The sequence below is a fragment of the Terrilactibacillus laevilacticus genome (genome assembly GCF_006517395.1).
GTDB lineage: Bacteria > Bacillota > Bacilli > Bacillales > Sporolactobacillaceae > Terrilactibacillus > Terrilactibacillus laevilacticus.
Genome location: NZ_VDCY01000004.1, coordinates 72,604 through 94,639 on the forward strand (window position 1 = coordinate 72,604; position 22,036 = coordinate 94,639).

General features: G+C 37.9%; 16 protein-coding genes and 2 other annotated features. Of the genes, 7 read left to right on the forward strand and 9 right to left on the reverse strand.

All coding sequences use genetic code 11. From position 1 onward, the window contains the following. Positions 1-17: 17 nt before the first annotated feature. From FG390_RS06780 to FG390_RS06790, 3 genes are all read right to left on the reverse strand, one after another. Positions 18-1,190, reverse strand: a complete 1,173-nt coding sequence (locus FG390_RS06780) for a Ger(x)C family spore germination protein (protein WP_141190285.1) — start codon at positions 1,188-1,190, stop codon at positions 18-20. Positions 1,191-1,195: 5 nt separating this feature from the next. Next, a complete protein-coding gene (locus FG390_RS06785) occupies positions 1,196-2,764 on the reverse strand; it encodes a spore germination protein (RefSeq protein WP_141190286.1) in 1,569 nt (522 codons plus the stop codon). Positions 2,765-2,863: 99 nt separating this feature from the next. Beyond that, a complete protein-coding gene (locus FG390_RS06790) occupies positions 2,864-3,448 on the reverse strand; it encodes a manganese efflux pump (protein WP_141190287.1) in 585 nt (194 codons plus the stop codon). A 610-nt stretch (positions 3,449-4,058) separates the two neighbouring features. On the opposite strand from FG390_RS06790, the gene FG390_RS06795 reads away from it, so the two are divergent. The 5 genes from FG390_RS06795 to FG390_RS06815 all read left to right on the forward strand — a co-directional run bounded on the left by FG390_RS06795 (position 4,059) and on the right by FG390_RS06815 (position 8,874). Further along, positions 4,059-4,691, forward strand: coding sequence for a YczE/YyaS/YitT family protein (locus tag FG390_RS06795; RefSeq protein WP_141190288.1), 633 nt, complete (start codon positions 4,059-4,061; stop codon positions 4,689-4,691). Positions 4,692-5,044: 353 nt separating this feature from the next. Beyond that, positions 5,045-5,836, forward strand: a complete 792-nt coding sequence (locus FG390_RS06800) for a TIGR00266 family protein (protein ID WP_141190289.1) — start codon at positions 5,045-5,047, stop codon at positions 5,834-5,836. 168 nt (positions 5,837-6,004) lie between these two features. After that, positions 6,005-6,928 (forward strand): WD40/YVTN/BNR-like repeat-containing protein, encoded by a 924-nt coding sequence (locus tag FG390_RS06805; protein WP_141190290.1) that lies wholly within the window; start codon positions 6,005-6,007, stop codon positions 6,926-6,928. Positions 6,929-7,018: 90 nt separating this feature from the next. Further along, positions 7,019-8,164, forward strand: coding sequence for an HAD family hydrolase (locus FG390_RS06810; RefSeq protein ID WP_141190291.1), 1,146 nt, complete (start codon positions 7,019-7,021; stop codon positions 8,162-8,164). Between the two features lie 146 nt (positions 8,165-8,310). After that, positions 8,311-8,874: a maltose acetyltransferase domain-containing protein gene (locus tag FG390_RS06815; RefSeq protein ID WP_141190292.1), complete on the forward strand. Its 564-nt coding sequence runs from the start codon at positions 8,311-8,313 to the stop codon at positions 8,872-8,874. A gap of 75 nt (positions 8,875-8,949) precedes the next feature. Here FG390_RS06815 and FG390_RS06820 read toward each other — a convergent pair whose 3' ends face one another. The 3 genes from FG390_RS06820 to hisC form a co-directional block, all read right to left on the reverse strand. Then, positions 8,950-9,816 carry an NAD(P)-dependent oxidoreductase gene (locus FG390_RS06820; protein WP_141190293.1) on the reverse strand — a complete coding sequence of 289 codons (867 nt, stop codon included), beginning with the start codon at positions 9,814-9,816 and terminating at the stop codon, positions 8,950-8,952. A 358-nt stretch (positions 9,817-10,174) separates the two neighbouring features. Continuing rightward, positions 10,175-11,800, reverse strand: a complete 1,626-nt coding sequence (serA, locus tag FG390_RS06825; protein WP_141190294.1) for a phosphoglycerate dehydrogenase — start codon at positions 11,798-11,800, stop codon at positions 10,175-10,177. An 814-nt stretch (positions 11,801-12,614) separates the two neighbouring features. Beyond that, positions 12,615-13,688 carry a histidinol-phosphate transaminase gene (gene hisC, locus FG390_RS06830; RefSeq protein ID WP_141190295.1) on the reverse strand — a complete coding sequence of 358 codons (1,074 nt, stop codon included), beginning with the start codon at positions 13,686-13,688 and terminating at the stop codon, positions 12,615-12,617. Positions 13,689-13,842: 154 nt separating this feature from the next. Next, positions 13,843-14,078: a binding site (T-box leader), on the reverse strand. A 320-nt stretch (positions 14,079-14,398) separates the two neighbouring features. On the opposite strand from hisC, the gene FG390_RS06835 reads away from it, so the two are divergent. Further along, positions 14,399-15,475, forward strand: coding sequence for a bifunctional 3-deoxy-7-phosphoheptulonate synthase/chorismate mutase (locus FG390_RS06835; protein ID WP_141190296.1), 1,077 nt, complete (start codon positions 14,399-14,401; stop codon positions 15,473-15,475). 620 nt (positions 15,476-16,095) lie between these two features. Here the strand turns inward: FG390_RS06835 and thrB are convergent. The 3 genes from thrB to FG390_RS06855 are packed head-to-tail and all read right to left on the reverse strand — an operon-like array spanning position 16,096 to position 19,338. After that, positions 16,096-16,989: a homoserine kinase gene (gene thrB / locus FG390_RS06845; RefSeq protein ID WP_141190298.1), complete on the reverse strand. Its 894-nt coding sequence runs from the start codon at positions 16,987-16,989 to the stop codon at positions 16,096-16,098. A gap of 1 nt (position 16,990) precedes the next feature. Continuing rightward, on the reverse strand, positions 16,991-18,049 hold the full coding sequence (gene thrC, locus FG390_RS06850) for a threonine synthase (RefSeq protein WP_141190299.1): 1,059 nt from the start codon (positions 18,047-18,049) through the stop codon (positions 16,991-16,993). Next, positions 18,046-19,338, reverse strand: a complete 1,293-nt coding sequence (locus FG390_RS06855; protein ID WP_141190300.1) for a homoserine dehydrogenase — start codon at positions 19,336-19,338, stop codon at positions 18,046-18,048. Before FG390_RS06855 ends, thrC begins: the two co-directional genes overlap by 4 nt. Before the next feature lie 722 nt (positions 19,339-20,060). On the opposite strand from FG390_RS06855, the gene ilvD reads away from it, so the two are divergent. Beyond that, a complete protein-coding gene (ilvD, locus tag FG390_RS06860; RefSeq protein ID WP_141190301.1) occupies positions 20,061-21,758 on the forward strand; it encodes a dihydroxy-acid dehydratase in 1,698 nt (565 codons plus the stop codon). After that, positions 21,732-22,014: a binding site (T-box leader), on the forward strand. Its footprint overlaps the gene before it by 27 nt. The last annotated feature ends 22 nt before the right edge of the window (positions 22,015-22,036 follow it).

Sequence of the window (22,036 nt, forward strand, 5' to 3'; positions counted from 1 at the left end):
TTCTCTTCACCTCTTATTTAATCAATCATACCAGGATCATAAACGTTAATATGCCCATGGACTTTAACATCAATCCTTGGGTAGATGTCTTTCCAATTATGACTTACTTTATTGTACTCATCTGAATGTTCTCGATAAAACACACCGTGGAAATTCATGACATCACTGTTCAATTTCTGTGTTTGCTTAGCAGAACGTATAATGACCGAACGTAGACGTTTGTTAACTTCTTTCTCAATCTTATGTTCAGTTTTAACCTTGAAAAGGGATTGATTGGTTGTATTTTCAAAGACAATGCCTTTTCCGGAAACCTTTACGGTTATGATCCACTTACCATTTTTTATAGTAGAATGGGTTGCTGTTTTAACGTTTTGAATGTTTAAGGAGACTTGACCAGAATGCCCTTTTAGATGAAGTGGGAACGTAGTCTGACCAAACTCATTATAGATCAGCCTTTGCCCATAGGTATCATGCCTGCTGATCGTCCCAACCAGATGATCATTCGAAAAGATGGCAGAACCTAAATTGACAATTTGTTCTTCAGAATATCCTTTAACATGTATTTTTTTCACTTCAATCATCGGTAGAATGACAGGTTTATTTGGTCCAAGCCGCATTAAGATGACATCTTTTAATGACATACCTAGGTTTGCGTCCTTTTCTGGCAAGTATTCCATGACATCAGCTGAGTTTCTCTCAATATTTGGTCGATATTGGAGAAGATCAACTCCTTGATCTTTGGCAACATAAATCAAGGTTCGTTCTTTAATTTCATAAAAACGCGCAGCATAATCTAATCCTTCTTTTAAGCGTTTTTCGGCAAAGTGATGGCCAAACACAATGGCGGAATTCTGCCCCCTAAAAAGGTGACGAGGGACTCTTGTTTCTATATTGTTAACGGCTTCAGAAATGGTCGAACCTTTACCTGATAGAATGAGGTTAGCTCCTTGTCCGCCCGTCCCGCTAGAGCCTCCAGAACCTTCAGAAGAAGACATACCAGTTGGAGTGAAAATTTGAACTGAAACGATGACGTTATTGTTCTCATCTAAGTCAAAGCTTGATGCTGTTACAATAGCCAGGGTATTTAATTCCTTTTGATCCCAACAACCCGTCATAACTGAAAATGAGCATAATAAAGAAAGGATGACTGAAAGTCTTTTTACTTTCAACAAATCTGGAAGAAGAAACAACTTCTTCACTCCTTACGTTGTTTGTTCCACACGCTTCCGGTAAGGTGTGGCCTGGTTTTTTGTTTCCATGCTGGTGCTCTTATGACCGAGTCCTTAAATCCCGACTTCTTAAAAGGTGCAAAAGGTTCGAGATAAGGAACCCCAAATGATCTTAATGAGCAGAGATGAATAATGATGACGATGAGAGCCATGATAAGACCCAAAAACCCTAAGAAGGCGGAAATAAACATGATAGGAAATCGCAGCATGCGTAATGATATCGCAATGTTGTAATGTGGAATCATAAAGGAGGCGATCCCTGTAATGGCCACTACAATGACCATAGGAGGTGAAACAAGTCCTGCTTGAATCGACGCTTGTCCAATAACGAGGGCACCAACAATACTAACTGCGGAACCTACTTGCTTTGGCAGCCGTACCCCGGCTTCCCTTAAAGCTTCAAATGTCACTTCCATCAGGAGGGCTTCAAATAGAGCCGGAAACGGGACTTGTTCTCTTGATTGCGCAATCGAAAGAAGCAACGTTGTTGGTACCATCTCTTGATGAAACGTCATAACGGCGATGTAAAAGGATGGTCCAATGAGTGCGACACCTAAGAATAAAAAGCGTAAGACTCGAAGAAGTGTTGTAATATAGAACCCTTGAGAATAATCTTCCGCTGTTTGAATAAAAGCATTAAATGTCGTTGGTAAGATTAAACAAAAGGGCGTCCCTTCAACGAGTATTCCAACACGTCCTTCTAATAAGTTACCACAAAAGGTATCAGTACGTTCTGTTGATAAAATTTGAGTAAACGGCGAATATCGATTGTCTTGCAAATACTCTTCTAGGACACCCGACTCCATGATACCTTCAAGTTTAATTTTATTAAGGCGATTTTCAACTTCTTTTAATAGATCAGGATCGCAAACACCATCAAGATAGGCAATGGCAATTTGAGTTTTTGAATACTCACCCATTACTTTAGATTTTATTTTAAGTTGGGGAGTGCGAAGACGTTTTCTGATAAGTGACGTATTGACGCGAAGGGATTCAACAAATCCCTCTTTAGGACCTCGAACGACCACTTCGGAAGTAGGGTCTTCAATGCCTCTTGTGACCCATTTCGATAATCCAAGAGATAAGGCAACAGGAATTTGATCAAGAATTAAGAGGGGATTCCCATTAGCTAGCTGATTATAAATCTCTTCATACGTTGTGACTTGTTTTAATTGACCGAGAGAAATGCTATTAATGACCTTGTCTAAACGATGGTCCCATTCAGAAATCGACATAAGCGGTCTAAAAACCACTTTATCGAGTTCTTCAGAATTGGATGTTCCTTCTATATAGATTAAAAAGGCATTATCTTTTGATTGTTTTCCAATTGAAAAGGAACGTGTGATAAGATCTGAACAATCTGAGTAAACATCTAATATACGTTGTTTATTAATCATCAATGATTGAGAAATCTGGTCAGTTGCAGTCGAATTGACTTCTTCACCATTAAGTACATTTTCATGTTGCTGCTGTTGTTGCTGCTGTTGTTTTGGCTTTTGTTCTTTTTTCTTTTTCTTTTTCTTAAACAGTCCCATCTTGCCCACCCTCTATAACGATATGGTTTAAGGGTAGTGTTCCCGAAAAATAGTAATATATGAATGAAGTTAGATATAATTTGAGGAATGGTACAGGAATCAATGAATGATGTCAAATATTCCAATGAGAACGAGTAGAAGACCAGATAGATAACCGGCATAATAGGCAAGTTTGGATTGTTGAAGCTTAAGCCCCATGGTGGTTCCCATATCGATGCTTAAATAAGAAAAGAGTCCAATAGCCATAGCAATGAGATACGCATTTGCGCCAGCGATACCTGCTCCAAAGGCAATTCCTATAGCATTACAGGAGAGAGCAATACCTAAAATAAACGCTTCATTCATAGAAATAATATTATTATGGTCTTTATCGACGTGATCGGGATTTTCCATTGTTTTTTTAAACGCACGATGAGCTTTTTGTTGAAATTCGGTGAGAATGGACCACAAGCCAATCAAAATAATAATCGATCCACCAAGATAGTTTGAAAATGATGGAGATATGAAGTAACTGAAGAGATGACCAAAACAAACGAATAGATAAGAAAATATTGCGCCCATAAGAGCCATCATCATATTTGAAGATATGGAGATTCTTTTTCCTTGAATGCCATATGAGAAACCGATGCCTAAGTTATCTAAATTTGAGGCAATGCCAATAAATGCGATGGTAATTAAAAACATAGATAATCTCCTTTCTTACAGAACGAAACAATGTATCCTATGTATTTACAAGTAAATCGTGAATTGAGGACAAAATATAACGTGAGAAAGAACAAATTAAAGAGGTTGTTCAAAAAGTCAACAAATGATAAGCGGCGAATCTCGGCGCCCACTCGTTTTTCCGGTCCTCATGTAGCAAAAACCTACATTCCGGTCCTCATGTAGTATAAAAAGGATCGCTGGCTAAAATCGCCCACGTCCTGTGGCTGGCGCCTGAAGCTACCACAACGCGAGGAATGCCGGTCCTAAGGAACTCTGTGCCGCCTCGTTCTTCGACGTCCAGGACGGGCTAGTACTGACGTTTCTTGTAGGATGCCAGCGTACTTAGCCAGTAACCCTTTTCGTTTGTCACCTTTTTGAACACGCACTTAAAGGTATGAAAATACGCTAAAGTGTGATTTGATTTTTACCAAGCATGATAGTTGAAATCTTATTGAAGAGTGTTGTAATCTAAAATATAGATTGTTTAAAAAGAGATGTTCCCGTAAGATGAAGTATCCATTTTTTAGGATATAACGGGTAAAAGAATTGTTAGAAAGGGAATAAGGTTTAAGGGGGAACGAAAGAGAGTATGAAAAAAAACATCGCACTCCTTTGTTTATCCATTTTGTTAAATGCATTTGGAAATGCTCTAACAGTGAAAGCGGCATTAGGATCGGCGCCTTGGACCGCGGCGGGATTGAATATCTCAAACTTACTTCATATTACGGTCGGAAATGCCCTGATTCTATTAGGTTTATTAGCCTTAATTGTTGATGACATATTAAGAAAAAAGTGGAATAAAATGAAAGATATATATAACTTCTTATATTTACTTTGTTTTGGTTACTTTATTGATCTTTGGCTTCTTGTCTTAACAAAGTTTCACGTCAATCTCTTTGCATTTAGGCTGATTGTTTGTGTATTCGGCATCATGTGTATCGGTTGCGCTCTTTCAATTTATTTACGCCTTAACGTTGTGCTTCACCCATTTGATGATATGTTGAAAATTTTAAGAGAAAAATATTTCAAAGGAAATACCGTTATCGCACAGCGTTTATCATTAGGCGTGCCATTATGTATCGGTCTTAGCATTGGACTTATTAATCACAATATTGTTGGCATTAATATTGGTACTGTGATCAGTTTCCTTTGTATGGGCTATTTTATCATATTTTTCGATAAACGGATTCATCTTAGTTTACAAAAGGCAACACGTTTATAGCCATATGGAAGTTTAAATAGTAGTATAAGTATTCCATAAACAAGATCCTGAATGTTTGGGACCTTTTTTGTGGATTTTTTTCTTCTCTTTAAGAGGTTGTTCAAAAAGTCACCAAATGATAAGCTACGAATCTCGGCGTTGGCTCGTTTTTCCGGTCCTCATGTAGTAAAAACCTACATTCCGGTCCTCAAAACAGCGCCGCCTTGATCTTCTTGCTTCTAATTTATCGCCTTTTTGAACACGCACTTTAAACGAAGTATCATGAAAGAAAAATCAAAAAAATCATATAAACTTCCCAAAAAACAAATTATAATAAGGAATATAACTTGTAACAACGGGGAGGAAAAAAACAAGTGAATAACCATGAAATAGATTACAAAATTTATGGTGATGATATGCAATTCGTGGAAATTGAACTTGATCCTAGTGAAACAACCATTGCTGAAGCTGGAAGTTTGATGATGATGGAAGAAGGCATTGGGATGGAGACGATTTTTGGGGATGGTTCTGAAAGTAAAGGATTAATGGGTAAATTGTTCGGTGCAGGTAAACGCTTATTAACAGGTGAGAGTTTATTTATGACGGCCTTTACTAACGAAGCACACGGAAAAAAGCACGTTTCATTTGCGGCACCTTATCCAGGAAAAATTATTCCACTCGATTTAAGCGAACATGGCGGCGAAATCATTTGCCAAAAAGACGCTTTTCTCTGTGCGGCCAAGGGCGTTTCTGTCGGAATCGCTTTTCAAAGAAAACTCGGAACGGGTTTCTTTGGCGGTGAAGGATTTATTATGGAAAGACTTGAAGGAGATGGCATGGCTTTCGTTCATGCTGGAGGAACGATCCGAGAGTTGAATTTGTCGGCTACTGATAAATTACGGGTTGATACGGGTTGTTTAGTTGGAATGACTAAAAATGTAGATTATAATATTGAATTTGTGAAGGGTGTTAAGACGGCCTTATTTGGCGGCGAAGGATTGTTTTTTGCCACCTTGCAAGGACCAGGGACCGTTTGGGTCCAATCCTTACCTTTTAGTCGACTTGCCAGCCGTGTCTTTAGTGCGATGCCGCAGAATCCAATCGGACGAAGTTCAGATGAAGGTAGCGCACTCGGTGGTATATTTAGAATGTTTGATGGCGATTAAGTCATTCACTTAAAAAATTGAAATAATGATGATAACAAAAAGAACCAGATCTGGTTCTTTTTGTGTTTTAAACAAGCTACAGATAAAATCAATTGGATTAACATTATTTGTTGTTAGAACGAATTATCGTTACAATAAACAGTAGAACGTATTTAAGGGGACAAAGGCATGAAAACTCAATCAAATCGAGAATCGAATTCTCGTAAAAAAGGCTTTCAGTTTGTAACGTATATATTCCTTGCAAAACTCCTCATTTGTATTATCTTGGGTGGCATTCTTGTGATTGTTGCTGTCATGATTCAGCGATCACTCCATGTGAATAAAAATACATTAATGACGAACATCACATCGAGTGGATATTTAAACAACGGTAAGACCCTTGTTCTATTATCGAAAAACGGAACTTATCAATACTCATCTGGACAGTGGCATCAGAAGAAAACAAATCATGACCACCCATTTGTTGTTACAAATCGGGGATATTATGAATTAGCTGGAGGTCATTTGCTGACAAAGAATAGTAAGGGCGAAAACATAAAAAACGTGTCATTACCTGATCAATCCATAGATTTGATGGGTGCCGGATATAATACGAATATGGTGTATTTAATGAATGCTCAATCGACTTTGTTTTATACGGAAGGCCATAATGAAGACTGGAAGAGCGTTCAACCAAATGGTTTAAAAGGAAAAATTAAACAAATAGCTTTAGATCCAGAGAACCGTAACAAGTTAGTCATTTTGACCTCGGACGGTATCTATTTTTCTCAAAATAAAGGGAAAGAGTTCAACAAAATTGTCAATAATAAACATATTACGAGCTTAACGTATGGGAAAAATGATGAGGTCATTGCTGCTTCTACAGAGGGAAAATCAACACTACTTAGAATTAATACTGAATCAAGGATGCAAGTACCTGTAGATTTGTCAACGGTAAAAGAGGATACCATTACTCATGTTATCCAAAATCCCGAAAATGAAAAAGAGCTGGTTGTGATAACTAAAAGCGATGATATCTTTAAAACAGACAATTATGGAACAAATTGGATCATTTTAGCTAAAAAAGGTCAAGGTCTTAATGGTGGAAAATAACCATTTTTTTAACTATTTAATGTTTTAGTGACAAAAAGGGTCAAAGGTATGCTAAACTACAAGAAAAACCAGTTTATTTGGGAGGCAAAGATGGTTAAGACAGTACTATTTGACGTAGATGGGGTATTTTTAAGTGAAGAACGTTACTTTGATGCTTCGGCATTAACGGTATGGGAGTTATTAAACAGTAAAAATTACTTAGGACTCAATCCTGAAACCTTTAAAACGACCTATCGTAATGATGAAATAGAGCAGATCAGAAAAACGGTATTTGTAGATGACCAGGTTCTTAATTTTATGAAATCTCGCGGTCTGAACGCTAACTGGGATATGATTTATATTGCATTTAGCTACCAATTGATTCATCTTCTCGAGCAAGTAAAGGATCAATATAGTGAGCAAATCACAAAATGGTTTAGCCAAGATATCAATTATGGTACGTTAAATGAAATACGTGAGGCATTAAAGGATCAATCCGTTTCATTAGATTTCACCGTATTCTTAGATGACTATAAACAAACGAATGCAACAAAGCAGGGACTAGTAGATTATCTAAATACTCTAACAGAACAGAAACTAGGTGTAGATACTTCTATATTCAAAAAGAAAAGTGCCTTATGGAGTGTTGGTGAACACGCTTCTCAAGAATGGTACGTTGGGGATAAGAATATTCTGCAATCAACTGGACGCCCGTCTGTTCAAACGGGTAAAGCAGGTTTCTTAAGTGAAGAAGATACCCTTGCGGAACCAGAAGTCATTGCTGAACTATTTAACTTCCTTAATCAAGAGGGAATTAAAGTCGGTATTGGAACTGGAAGACCACGCCTTGAAACACATGAACCTTTTACCTATCTAAAATGGCTAGATCATTTAGATACAAATCACATTGTGACGGCTGACGATGTAGCAGAAACAGAAAAAGCGAGTGGTTCGGATCATTCCTTATCAAAACCACATCCTTATACGTATCTTCAAGCCTACTATGGAAAGGACCATCCTTATGATGCGTTCATAACGGATCCAAAACCACTAGAAAACGGAAAAGATGTTCTTGTAGTTGGCGATTCATTAGCGGATTTACTCGCAGCAAGACAAATTGGTTGTCAATTTGCAGCTGTATTAACAGGGTTATCTGGACAAGCTGCTCGTGGTGAATTTGAAGAACACGGTGCCGATTATATTTTAGACTCCGTTGTTGATGTTAAGAAACTCATTAGCCAATTAGTAGAAAAATAAAAATAGAATATGATGAATGAGGTATGGTTCTAATATAAGGGCCATACTTTTTTTACATAAGGAAACGCAAAAAATAAAAACGCTTTCAATCGAGTGTGTTATACTCTTAATTAAGCCTCAAGTAAAATGGAAAGGAAGCGAGGACTGTGCAATCAGAAAAAGAAAAGATGATAGCTGGCGAATATTATTATGCAGGGGATCCAGAACTTGTCCAAGACCGCACGCGAGCAAGAGGTCTATTAAGAAAGTTTAATAATATGTCAGAAGAAAATAACGAGGAACGTAAGCGGATTTTAAAACAACTTTTTGGTTCAACAGGAAAAAATCTATACATTGAGTCTACTTTTAGGTGTGATTACGGCTATAACATTCATGTTGGAGAGAACTTCTATGCGAATTTTGACTGTACAATTTTGGATGTTTCAACTGTAATAATAGGAGATAACTGTATGTTTGCGCCAGGTGTTCATATTTATACAGCTGCACATCCTATAATGGCTAAGGAACGAATAAGTGGAATCGAATTTGCCAAACCAGTAATGATTGGAAATAATGTGTGGATTGGTGGAAGAGCCGTAATTAATCCAGGCGTAAAAATAGGACATAACGTGGTAGTTGGTTCAGGATCAGTGGTAACAAAAGATATTCCAGATGATGTCATTGTTGCCGGTAACCCCGCTCGAATTATCCGGAAGATAAATGAAGAATAGCTTGATAAGATATGGACACCTCATCGATGTAGAATACAGAGACCAAGAAATAGCCCACACTTCATTGTGTGGGAACTAGTCTTGATGGCTATACAACGCTTGATAGATAGCTGACATATCCTCTTTCGAATTTCCTTTATTTTTAGCCAATGCATATAATTCCTTGGCTAAATTAATAAAAGGGAGTGGAGTTGATTCTTCGTAAGCCATTTGGGATGCCAAGTGAAGGTCTTTGTGTATATGTTCTAAAGGAAATTCAACATCATTTGCTTCCTCAAGAAAGAATTTCCTTTTTCCTTTTAGAAAAGGGGCTGTTGCAGGATTGCTTAATAATGTATCAACAATCGTCTCTTTTGGTAAATTAAGCGATTCACCTAAAGATACGGCTTCAGAAAAAGCCACCATAGACTGGGCTAACATCGCATTCACGACAAGCTTCATACTACTTCCTTGTCCGTGTCCCCCTAGATAGTGAACACCTTTCCCCATTGCATCTAATAAAGGATGAATGTCTTTTATATCTTCTTTGTGACCTCCGACAACAAAAATAAGTTCCCCTTTTTCCGCAGGTAATTTTGACCCTAGCACGGGTGCATCTACAAAACGTATTTTCCTATTCTCTGCTTCGTGTGCCATTTTACGTGAGAATTGAGGATCAACGGTGCTGCAATCGACCCATAGCGTCCCTTCGTTCATTGAAGGAAGAAATCCACTCTCACCAAGGGCTACTTTTTTAACAATTTCAGGTTTTGATAGCATCGTAAATAGAATGCGGGCACGCTCTGCAACTTCGGAAGGCGAATTAGCCCATGTTGCACCTTTTTTAAGTAAAGGACTGGCTTTTTCTTTTGTACGATTATAGATGATAAGATCATGTCCATCTTCTAGTAGCTGATTTGCCATGCGACTTCCCATAATGCCAAGTCCTATAAAACCTATCATGATGACATCCTCCTATGTCTGTTTTGTCATTCTACTTAATATCTTATACCCAGTTTGTGGTCAATTCAAAAAAAAATTATCGTTAAAAAAGGCAAGTACCTTAAAAGAGGTTGTTCAAAAAGTCACCAAATGATAAGCTACGAATTCTCGACGCCCGCTCGTTTTTCCGGTCCTCATGTAGTAAAAACCTACATTCCGGTCCTCAAAACGGCGCCGCCTTGATCTTCCGACGCCCAGGACGGGCTAGTACTGGCGTTCCGGCAGGATGCCAGTGTACTTAGCCAGTAACCCTTTTCGTTTGTCACCTTTTTGAACTCGCCCTAAAAAAGATACTTGCCAGTTAAGAATACGAAAAGTATTAATGCACCGCTTCTTCAGTATGATTTGACGTTTCGTCATCTTTTATCTCAACCAACTGAACATGTTCAAGATCTGGTAATGTCAATAATTTATCTATAACTTGGTTATCAACAGGCTTATCAACGGTAAGCATCATGATGGCTTCACCACCGACAGCTTTTCGACCTACCTGCATGTTACCGATGTTAACGCCATTTTCTCCAAGGATGGATCCAACTCGACCAATCATACCAGGAACATCAAAATGTCTAATTGAAAGCATATAACGTTCAGGAATTAGGTCAATACGGTAATCGTTTATATTGACAATTCGACCACCAAATCCATTTAATACAGTTGCACCAATGGTGGCTGTTTCAGATCCGTGGTGAAGGGTAAGTGACATATAATTCGCAAAGCCATGACGAGAGGCATTTTTTTGGACTGTATAAGTTAATCCTTGTTCTTTCAATAACTGAAGAACGTTAATAATATTGACAGAATCACTTAAGTGATAAGACAAAATACCTTTAATAAGAGTGCGAGTTAAAAGGCCAGTATCTTCTTCAATTAAGTCACCATAATAATCAACCGTAATTTTGTCAGGCGCTTTTTTAAACAATTGAATAACCAGTTGTGCAATTTGGTCACCTAGTTCGAGGTAAGGTTTCATTTTTTGTTGAACTTCAGCTGACATTCGTGGCACATTGATGGCATGTTGAATATTCTGAGAAGTAAAGATATCAATTATTTCTTCACTGACAGATTGTGCGACCTTCTCTTGTGCTTCAGCTGTGGATGCTCCAAGGTGAGGTGTAACGATAATGTTTGGATGATGACGGAAGGTTTCATTGTCTAATGGCTCATGTTCAAACACATCGAGTGCCGCTCCAGCCACATGACCTGATTTAACGGCTTCGGCTAAAGCAGCTTCATCAATGATTCCACCGCGGGCACAGTTAACGATTCTCACGCCAGGTTTTGTTTTGCTGAGATAGTTTGCATCGATTAAACCTTTTGTTTCTTTTGTTAATGGAGTATGGACAGTAATGAAATCAGCTTGTTCAGCAATCTCATCAAGTGACGCTTTTGTAAAACCTAATTTTTGTGCTTTCTCTTCTGTTAAATATGGGTCATATGCAAGGATATTCATTTCAAAACTTTTGGCGCGTTTCGCGACTTCAGTTCCAATACGTCCTGTTCCGATGACACCAAGCGTTTTTTCAAAGAGTTCAACACCTTTGAACGTTTTTCGATCCCATTTTCCTTCTGTCATTGATATATAAGCGTGTGGAATTTGACGAGCAAGTGAAAGCATCATCGCTAAAGTATGTTCTGTTGCAGCAATTGTATTACCATTTGGTGCATTGACGACAATAACGCCTTTACGGGTAGCCGCTTGAATATCGATATTATCAACACCAACTCCAGCACGCGCAATCACTTTCAAACGATCAGCGGCTTGAATAATTTCAGCTGTTACAGTTGTTTGACTGCGTACGATTAAAGCATCATATTCTCCAATAATGGATTTTAGTTGATCTGGAGTTAGATTCGTTTGTTTTTCAACTAAGAAGTCAGGATGATCTGTTAATGCTTGAATACCTGTATCACTAATTGGGTCACTTACGAGTACTTTATACATAATAATTCCAATACCTCCTGGGATTTAGGTGTAGTTACAAATAGACATACATTCAATTCGATAACAAAGATTCGCTAATTCCAAACAAATCATTTTTCTATCTCTGTAGCTAAATAAAGAATATCATCTCCTTAAAATCCTGTGATGAAATCGCATGATGAAATAAGGTAGGCATTCTTACCATATTAATGAAGATGTTCGATTTGAACAACACAATTCGACCTCAGGCAATCTTGGATGAGAAAAAAACGTCCCTCATAACATAGCATGCTGCTGTGTTATGAGGGACGTGCTCTAACCGTGGTGCCACCCTCATTCGTTATTACTAACTTTATGTTGCCCAAAAAGTTTGGTAAAGCTCAGCCGATTTGTTTCACTTTGAGAAAGTATAATACTTTAGTATAAGTGCAACTAGACTTCTGTCTGCGCCTTATAGGCCCTGCAATCGGCAAGTTTTCTTCATCTTTTTGAACACATTCAGTCAGAATAACCTTCAATATTTTAACGACTTTCGCCGGATTAACCTACGATCATTCGTTCAGTTAATCAGTTCAGAAGGGCTGGGTAAAAGTTGAAAGGGCACCGGTTTTCAGCAACCACCGGCTCTCTTAAGCCATTTCAACGTACCGTCTTCGTCATCACAGGTCGTATATTTAATAGAGTGTATTGAAATTTTAACAACGATTTTTAATTTTGTAAAGTGCAAAAATTAAAATATTGTTTAATCGTTTGTTAATTAAATCCATTTATTATTGTAAAAAGATGTAGAATATACCCTTAGATTTTAATCTGACTAAACTGTGATTGATGATTATTACACGAGTTCTTTCTTAAGATGATCTGAAAGCAGTTGACAGAGATCTTTCATATCACGATATTCTCCCATAGAGATTCTTAAACCGTTTGGGTGAAGTTGAGTGAGGAAACCTGCTTTTAGCAGAGCCTCATGGGCTGATTTAGGATTCTCCAATGTAATAAAAACAAAATTTGTTTGAGATGGGAAGCATTTAATGTCATGGGATTGGCAGTAATCGACAACAAAATCTCGCGCTTTTTTATTTTTTCTTACACAGGATAATAAAAATTCTTGATCCTCAAGTGCTGCATAAGCGGCAAGTTGGCTAACTTTTGATGTGTTAAAAGGCAGCCTTGTAATTTCAAGTTTGTTTATGATTGATTGATCAGCCATGGCGTAACCAATGCGGAAACTAGCAAGACCATAAGCTTTTGAAAAGGTTCGAAGAATGATCACATTTTGATGATGCTTAAGCAGAGATAATGTATCTGGATAATCTGTAGCTGAAACGTATTCAATATAAGCTTCATCGACAACAATGGTCGTATCCTTGGGTACTAAAGAAACAAATCGGCTTAGTTCTTGCTCATTTAGATAAGTTCCTGTTGGGTTATTTGGATTGCAAATCCAAACAAGTTGTGTATGTTTATCAATAGCTTGAAGCATCCCCTCTAAATCGTGTTTTCCTTCTACCGTGGGCACCTTTCTAACTTCTGCTCCTTCAATTCTTGCTTGAATATAATACTCTGAAAACGTTGGATCGGCCGCGACAATGTTATCTCCATCATCGAGAAACGTTCGGTTAATGATTTGAATAACTTCATCAAGTCCTGAGCCAAACAGCAACGAGTTTGGTGAAATATGATATTTCTTAGCAAGAGCCTCGCGGAGAATCGTAGCTTTGCAATCTGGATAGTTAGATAAATCACGAATGGCATCTGCGACTTTCTCCATGAGCATAGGAGAGGCACCATATATATTTTCATTCGTATCAAGTTTAATGATTTTATCTAAGTGATAGATACGTTTTAATTCTTCAATCGATTGACCTGGATCGAAGGCTGTCATTGCTGATAATTGTGGTTTTCCCATGATTTAATCTCCTTTTGATGAATTAGCCACGAGTACATGGTTACAATAGTTAAAAATTTCGAATTGATAAAATCCTTTTTTGCTTTATTTGTATTCGACAAGTATTAAGGTCGTGAACCTAGAATGTCATGTAAACAAAAAACGTCCCTGCAAATGCAGGGACGATATGATCGCGGTACCACCCAAATTATGGACAAGCTCTATGTCCATCGCTCTATAAAGGTTAACGGCTTTAGTCCGTCTTTTTATACTTGCATAGCGTAAAGGCCATGGTTCAAAAAAGAAGTTCAAGGAGCGAAATTCATTTAGCATTCTGTACTGATTTTCACCAACCATCAGCTCTCTAATAAACAAAATGATAAATTACTAACTTCCCATCATAACATTTGTAACTTAACTTGTTATTTATGTTGTATCATGTCTTAGGGTCATTTGTAAAGAAAATTTTAATTAATGTCGATTATAAAAATATTTCATATCAAATTACGATTAGAAATTTGTTTAGCATACTGACTCTCAGAAAAGGCTTGGATTTCGAGATTATTCTGGTTTAAACTAAACCTAAGACGTCAAGACATGTTTTTCATAAAAAGATATTGACAAAAAACGATCTCTTGAGTATCTTTGGAAATTAACCGAGCATTTTTATTTGAATGATTTATTCTAGCCAAATTTGGGGCTATTACAAATATTTAGGAGGAGAGAGCACCATGCCGGAAAGTCAACTTGATGTATTACGCGGGAAAATTGATAAAATCGATGAAGAATTATTAATCCTGTTAAACAAAAGAGCAAAAATTGTAGAAAGTATTGGAAAGGTTAAAGAAACACAAAGTACAAAACGTTACGATCCTGTTCGAGAAAGGCAGCTTTTTGATCGAATTGCTCAGAATAATGAGGGACCATTCTCTACAACGGCACTTCAACAAATTTTCAAGCAGATTTTTCAAGTCAGCTTAGAATTGCAAAAAGACGATAATCGCTCAGCTTTACTTGTTTCGCGTAAGAAAAAACCTGAAGATACCATTGTCAATATCAGCGGTATTAAAGTTGGGGATGGCAAGCAACAATTCGTCATGGGTCCATGTGCCGTCGAAAGCTATGAACAAGTTTATCAAGTAGCAGAACAAGTGAAAAAACATGGGATTGGATTAATTCGTGGTGGAGCATTTAAACCAAGAACGTCTCCATATGACTTCCAAGGACTTGGGTTTGAAGGTCTTGAACTTCTAAGAAACGCAGCTGACGCTTTTGATTTGAAAGTGATAAGCGAAATTATGACACCAAGTGATGTAGAAAAAGCTCTCGATTATGTGGACGTCATTCAGGTTGGGGCTCGTAATATGCAAAACTTCGATCTACTTAAAGAAGTTGGGAAAACGAATAAACCTGTCTTACTCAAACGTGGTTTAGCTGCAACTATTGAGGAATTTATTTATGCAGCAGAATATATTATGTCTAAAGGTAATGACCAAATTATCCTTTGCGAACGTGGAATTCGTACGTATGAAAAAGCCACTCGTAATACCCTTGATATTACCAGTGTGCCTATCTTGAAGAAAGAAACTCATTTACCTGTAGCCGTTGATGTCGTTCATTCGACAGGTAGAAGGGATTTACTATTACCTGCAGCAAAAGCAGCTCTTGCGATTGGAGCAGATTTAGTCATGGCTGAGGTTCATCCAGACCCAGCGGTAGCCCTTTCCGATTCTGCACAACAAATGAACTTCGAGCAATTTGATTCATTTATGAAGGCCATCAACCCTTGTGTGAATGTTTTTAATTAATGGTTAATCTAGTATGTTATAAAAGATGACACCCAATGTTGGTGTCATTTTTTTATCCATAAAATTATACTTAATCATCAGAAATGAAATTTATAGAATCATACTTAATTTACATTTAAAAGGTAGATAGGGACTAGAGTGTGGATGATGGCTAATAGAAAAAGCCATCAGAGATGGTAAAAATCGATGGCTTTATGCTTATTAACCAATACTCATATAAAATATATATCCTACGAGAAAAACAATCACGATTGCAAAAATTAAACCCCAAAATACTTTTGATTCCATCCATGACTTCATGTTAAATCCTCCTCCAATCATGACTCAAAGGGAATGTTATTCCTATAATGCGCTAAGAACATACATTTTATACAAAAATAAGGCAACCACATCGAGAGGTGGTTGCCTTATTGATTGTTTTATCCCGCCTTAACGGAGAGTATTGCCCCCCACCTCTAGATTCTGAGTATTCAAAGAAGATAGGTGGGGGTTCAACTGCCCGTAAAGGTCCGATTGGTTCAGGCTTTCCATCAGTGGAGATGACGCAGTCTAAAAACCAGGCGTCCTGTTGCAACGCCTGCACCAGCACATCCTGTACGTCGAAAAACTCCACTAATGCTTTATTTTTTTATTTGAAGACCATGAATGACAGGGGATAAAACCTGACATTGGTAGTTAGGAAACTCGCTTTGTAAATGAGTAATAATCTCCTGACTCTGGCTATGTGGAACAAAACTCATAATAGTTGGTCCAGCACCACTTAAAAATGTACCATAGGCACCCAATTCTCGAGCTGCTCGAGTAATGATGGGTAAATCGGGAATGAGAGACGTTCGATAAGGTTGATGAAATAGGTCTTTTTCCATCATTTGACCCGCAATCGTCCAATTTTGTTGTAGTAAAGCGGCGATCATGACATTACAAATACTGCTTGCTTGTACAGATTCACTATGTAAAAGTGATTTGGGAAGGACATGACGTGCCGTTTCGGTTTTTAATTCAACTTCAGGAATAAGTGTACATAAGGACACATCTGGTAATGATGATGTCAATGTAACAAGTTCGCCATCAAAGTAGGATGAGATCGTCAAGCCACCATAGAGAGAAGCTGTTACATTGTCTGGATGCCCTTCTAAGTCACAGGCAATTTTTGCTTTTTCTTCTGTTTTGAGTTGTAAGTCGAGTCCAATATTTGCAAGTTCAATACCAGCAATGATGGCGGCTCCACTGCTTCCAAGGCCTCTCGCCAAAGGAATATCACTTGAAACAGTGATGTCATAGCATGGGCAAGACCGTCCATATTGCTTGGCTACTTTCTCAGCTACTTTATAAATTAGATTATTTTCTAAGTCTGATAGCATTTCAAAACCATCTGGATAGTGAAAGACCCATTCCTCGCTTGGCTTAACGTTAAGCTTTAAATAGCGATTTATAGCAAGGCCAATGGAGTCAAAACCTGATCCCAGATTGGCTGTGCTTCCCGGAACAATCAGTTCAAAATGACCTTGGTTCATCTTACTTTACCGCCTGTTTTAAATAATCCACAAGTTCTGTTTTACCAGCTTTTAATAAAGTAGGTTTGATGGTTAAGAATTCCATCGCAGTCGAAGGGTCTTTTAATCCGTTACCTGTTAGAATAGCGACTATTTTAGATCCTTTTTTGATTTCCCCAGTGGCTAACTGCTTTTTAATTCCAGCTATAGACGCACAAGAGGCTGGTTCAGCAAAGACACCTTCTGTTCGAGCGATCGTTTGATAAGCTTCGAGAATTTCCTCATCTGTTACAAAATCAACTTTTCCTTTGGATTCTTCTGCTGCAGCTACAGCTAAGTTCCAGCTTGCTGGGTTTCCAATACGAATAGCCGTTGCGATGGTTTCAGGGTTTTCAATCACAGTATTTTTTGCAATGGCAGCTGATCCTTCAGCTTCAAAACCACGCATTTGTGGAAGAGAAGTATGATGTTTTTCATGATATTCCTTAAAGCCTTTCCAATAAGCTGAGATGTTTCCTGCATTTCCTACTGGAATAGCTAGAACATCAGGTGCTTCTCCAAGTTGTTCACAAATTTCAAATGCACCTGTCTTTTGTCCTTCTAATCGATACGGATTGACTGAGTTCACAAGGGCATAATCCGAATTTTCAGCTGTGTAGCGAACCATTTCCAAAGCCTGATCAAAGTTTCCTTCGATTTCGATAATTTGAGCACCGTACATGACGGATTGAGCTAATTTACCTAAAGCAATTTTTCCTTTTGGTATAACAATAAGACATTTCATTCCTGCCCTTGCGCTATAAGCGGCAGCTGCTGCGGCAGTATTTCCTGTTGATGCACAGATAACCCCTTTACTACCTGCTTCTTTAGCTTTTGCTACGGCAAATACCATTCCGCGGTCTTTAAAACTACCAGTTGGGTTCAATCCTTCATATTTAACGTAAATTTGGCAATCCCATTCCTTTGATAAGTTCTCTAAAGGAATCAGTGGTGTGTTGCCTTCCATTAGGGTAAGTTTAGGTGTTTTGTCTGTTATTGGTAAATAGTCTTTATATTGTTCGATAAGTCCTTGATAGCTCATCTTTTCATCCCCTCAACACGATAATAATTTTTCACATCTATCATAACATCTAATTCTTCTAATTTCCTAAGTGCTTTTTCAAATTTTATTTTATTGACTTCATGTGTAATGATAGCCACTTCGGCAACTTGATCGGATAATGGCTCTTGAATTAATTTTTCTATACTAATGCCATGATCCTTAAGTAAATTCGAAATTTTTGAGAAAGCCCCTTGTTCGTCCTTGACGTGGAACCGGAAGAAAAAGCGACTGACAATCGTTTCGCTAGATACACATTGTTTTTCTTTTGAAGGTATAAAAATGTGATGTCCATTAACATCTAATGATAGGTTTCTTACCACTGAGATAAGATCGGAAACAACAGCTGTGGCAGTTGGTAATTCACCAGCACCTGGACCATAAAACATCGTTTCTCCAACAGCCTCTCCATAAACATAGACAGCATTATTTTCATTTTCAACAGCTGCAAGTGGGTGCGTAGAAGGAAGCAATGTCGGTGATACACGAATATCAATTTGACCATTCGCAGTCTCAGTAACCCCAACTAATTTTATCGCATATCCCAACTTTTGGCTGTACAAAATATCTTCTCTCTCAACACCTGTAATCCCTTCAATGGTGACATCATCTAAATCTACTGGGATTGAGTAAGCTAGGTGACTAAGAATAACCATTTTTCTTGCGGCATCAAGACCTTCTACATCAGAGGTTGGGTCTGCCTCAGCAAAGCCTAATGATTGAGCTTCTCCAAGAGCTTGCTCATAAGAAACAGGCTCTCTGGCCATTTTGCTTAGGATATAGTTCGTTGTTCCATTAACGATACCAATAATTTTTTGGATCCGATCTGCCGCAAGGCCATCCGTCAAACTTCTTAGAATCGGAATTCCGCCGGCTACACTTGCTTCATAATACAAATCGCAACCGTGATCTTTTGCAGCTTGTAATAGTTCAGGACCATAAACAGCCAATAAGTCTTTATTTGCCGTTACGACGTGTTTTTTGTTTTGAAAAGCGCGATGTAAATAGTTACGTGTTTGCTCAACACCGCCCATAACTTCAATAATGATATCGATGTTTGGATTATCTAGAACATCATCTGGATTTATAGTAAGTAAATTTTTATCAATATGGATTTTTCTTTCTTTGTTTAGATCGCTAACGAGCACCTTCTCAATTGAGATGTGATAGCCGGTACTCTGTTCAACTTGCGGCTGATCTTGGTTTAAAAGTCTTATGACACCTGTTCCAACTGTACCAAAACCGAGTAATCCCACACCAACTGTTTTCATATACTGTTTCACTCCTTATGTCATTGTTCTCTGAGAATAAACAGATGTCCTCATGTAAAAGACATTATACGTTGTTCCCTAGTAATCTACAAGAGGGAAATGAAAATATGATTTTCTCACATACTTGAAGTCTATTTAAACATATCTTGTCATAAGATTTAAGTTCATCTTAAAAAGAGGCATCTTAAATCTTATTCACAGAAAGTTGCTCCATTTAAAATCACCACTCTATCCATCCACTTAAAATTTCTAAGTTAATGATAGATAATTTCAATTGGTAAATTCAGCAATGATATACACTATATATAGAAAAAGTGGAGTATTTCAAAACGATAGGGGCATACAAAGAATTTTTTAAAAAATTTTTAAATAACATTGAAACAGTCATTTTTTACATTAACTATTTAAAATGAAAGAAAAAGAGGTTCTTAAGTTTAAACATTTTTATTTAATGAATAAAAAAAGATTCATTTTGCAATTTTGAGGTTTACGAATGCCTAGTTAAAATCAAATAGAGGGGGTTGACCAGAATTTTTAAAAGACGTATGATGTTCAACAACAAATCAATCTTCATCGTTTTTATCACTTAGGAGATTAATTGTTTAGCTTTTAATTTCTATCAAATTAAATTATTTGAAAATTATGTTAAACTCTAATGAATCATTTTTTACTACATTGTTTTTGGCAAGATCGCCAATAGAAAAGAATAAGGAGTGGCTCGCATGAGAAGTGATATGATCAAAAAAGGAATAGACCGTGCGCCACACCGAAGCTTACTCCATGCAGCTGGGGTCAAAACAAAAGATTTAAATAAACCTTTTATTGGGGTTTGTAATTCTTATATTGATATCATCCCAGGTCATGCACATTTAAATAAGTTTGCGGAAGTCGTAAAAGAAGCGATTAGAGAAGCTGGTGGGGTACCTTTCGAATTTAATACAATCGGTGTTGATGATGGCATTGCAATGGGGCACAGTGGAATGCGGTATTCGCTTCCAAGTCGTGAGTTGATTGCCGACAGCGCTGAAACAGTTATTAACGCCCATTGGTTTGATGGAGTATTTTATATTCCAAACTGTGACAAGATTACACCAGGTATGTTGATGGCAGCAGCAAGAACGAATGTCCCTTCTGTTTTTGTCACCGGTGGACCGATGGAAGCAGGGGTTGCTGAAGATGGATCGAATCTCTCACTAACATCTGTTTTTGAAGGTGTAGGTGCTTATAAATCAGGAAAAATCTCAGCAGAACAACTTACATCACTTGAAAATTCAGCTTGTCCTACTTGTGGATCATGCTCAGGGATGTTTACAGCAAATTCAATGAATTCGTTGATGGAAATGCTGGGGATGACACCGCCTGGAAATGCAACCATTGTTGCAACGTCTAAGGAAAGACATCGATTAATTAAAGAAGCAGCTAAACATCTCATGTATTGTATCGAAAAGGATATTAAGCCAAGTGACATTATAACTGAGAGTGCTATCGATGATGCATTTGCGCTAGATATGGCTATGGGTGGTTCAACCAATACCGTTCTTCATACCTTGGCTATTGCGAATGAAATAGGAATTGATTATGATCTCAATCGTATTAACGAAGTAGCTAAACGAACGCCTTATTTAGCAAAGATTATGCCGTCTTCGAATTATTCGATGCAAGATATTCATCGAGCGGGTGGCATTAGCGCTATAATTAACGAACTATGTAAACATAATCTCATCAATCGAGACCGGTTGACGATAACTGGAAAAACGGTCTACGAAAACGTTAAAGATGCTGAAATTTTAGATAATACAGTCATTAGAACGAAAGAGACCGCATATAGTCCGGTAGGAGGATTATCGATTTTATATGGCAACATCGCTCCAGACGGTGCAGCCATCAAGGTCGGTGGTGTGGATCCTTCCATTAAAACATTTCTTGGTGAAGCGATTGTTTTTAATTCACAAGACGAAGCGCAAGAAGGTATTGATAATGGCACCGTTCAAGCAGGCCACGTCGTCGTCATCCGTTATGAAGGACCAAAAGGCGGACCAGGGATGCCAGAAATGTTAGCACCAACATCCGCTATTGCAGGCCGTGGATTAATTAAAGATGTTGCTCTGATTACAGATGGACGTTTCTCTGGTGCAACACGAGGTATTTCCATTGGACATATCTCTCCTGAAGCAGCTGAAGGCGGCCCAATTTCTCTCATCGAGAATGGTGACGAGATTTTCATTGATTTGATTAATCGAACCATTAATCTTAATGTTTCGGATGAAGAACTAGAAGAAAGAAAACGTAATTTTGTTGAACCAGAACCAAAAATTACACGCGGTTATCTTGCCCGTTATGCAGCACTCGTAACGTCAGCAAATACCGGCGGAGTTATGAAAATAGGAACAAATAAGAAAGTGTTGACGAGGAAAAAATAATAAGGAATGCAGTCTATAGAGAGTTGAGGATTGGTGGAACCTCAATGATGCCCCTTATTATGACATCGCCTCTGAGCGCCTATCTGAAAGGTTATCTCTAGTAGGATAGGTCGAGTGAAACATCACTCGTTATCAAAATAAACAATCGTAGTCATACTTCGTTTATTGAAGCTGAAACGATTGTTGCCAAGTTGGTGTTCGTGAGGGCATCAAGAAGTTGGGTGGTACCATGAAAAGTAGCCTTTTCATCCCTACAAATCCTGTATTAGCGTTAGTGT

What these genes read in the sequence shown, in the direction of transcription:
- FG390_RS06805 (WP_141190290.1), top strand. Translation starts at nt 6,005, where the DNA reads ATGAAAACTCAATCAAATCGAGAATCGAATTCTCGTAAAAAAGGCTTT.
- FG390_RS06810 (WP_141190291.1), top strand. Translation starts at nt 7,019, where the DNA reads ATGGTTAAGACAGTACTATTTGACGTAGATGGGGTATTTTTAAGTGAA.
- ilvD (WP_141190301.1), top strand. Translation starts at nt 20,061, where the DNA reads ATGAGAAGTGATATGATCAAAAAAGGAATAGACCGTGCGCCACACCGA.
- FG390_RS06820 (WP_141190293.1), bottom strand. Translation starts at nt 9,816, where the DNA reads ATGATAGGTTTTATAGGACTTGGCATTATGGGAAGTCGCATGGCAAAT.
- FG390_RS06855 (WP_141190300.1), bottom strand. Translation starts at nt 19,338, where the DNA reads ATGAAAACAGTTGGTGTGGGATTACTCGGTTTTGGTACAGTTGGAACA.
- FG390_RS06835 (WP_141190296.1), top strand. Translation starts at nt 14,399, where the DNA reads ATGCCGGAAAGTCAACTTGATGTATTACGCGGGAAAATTGATAAAATC.
- FG390_RS06785 (WP_141190286.1), bottom strand. Translation starts at nt 2,764, where the DNA reads ATGGGACTGTTTAAGAAAAAGAAAAAGAAAAAAGAACAAAAGCCAAAA.
- thrC (WP_141190299.1), bottom strand. Translation starts at nt 18,049, where the DNA reads ATGAGCTATCAAGGACTTATCGAACAATATAAAGACTATTTACCAATA.
- thrB (WP_141190298.1), bottom strand. Translation starts at nt 16,989, where the DNA reads ATGAACCAAGGTCATTTTGAACTGATTGTTCCGGGAAGCACAGCCAAT.
- FG390_RS06795 (WP_141190288.1), top strand. Translation starts at nt 4,059, where the DNA reads ATGAAAAAAAACATCGCACTCCTTTGTTTATCCATTTTGTTAAATGCA.
- serA (WP_141190294.1), bottom strand. Translation starts at nt 11,800, where the DNA reads ATGTATAAAGTACTCGTAAGTGACCCAATTAGTGATACAGGTATTCAA.
- hisC (WP_141190295.1), bottom strand. Translation starts at nt 13,688, where the DNA reads ATGGGAAAACCACAATTATCAGCAATGACAGCCTTCGATCCAGGTCAA.
- FG390_RS06790 (WP_141190287.1), bottom strand. Translation starts at nt 3,448, where the DNA reads ATGTTTTTAATTACCATCGCATTTATTGGCATTGCCTCAAATTTAGAT.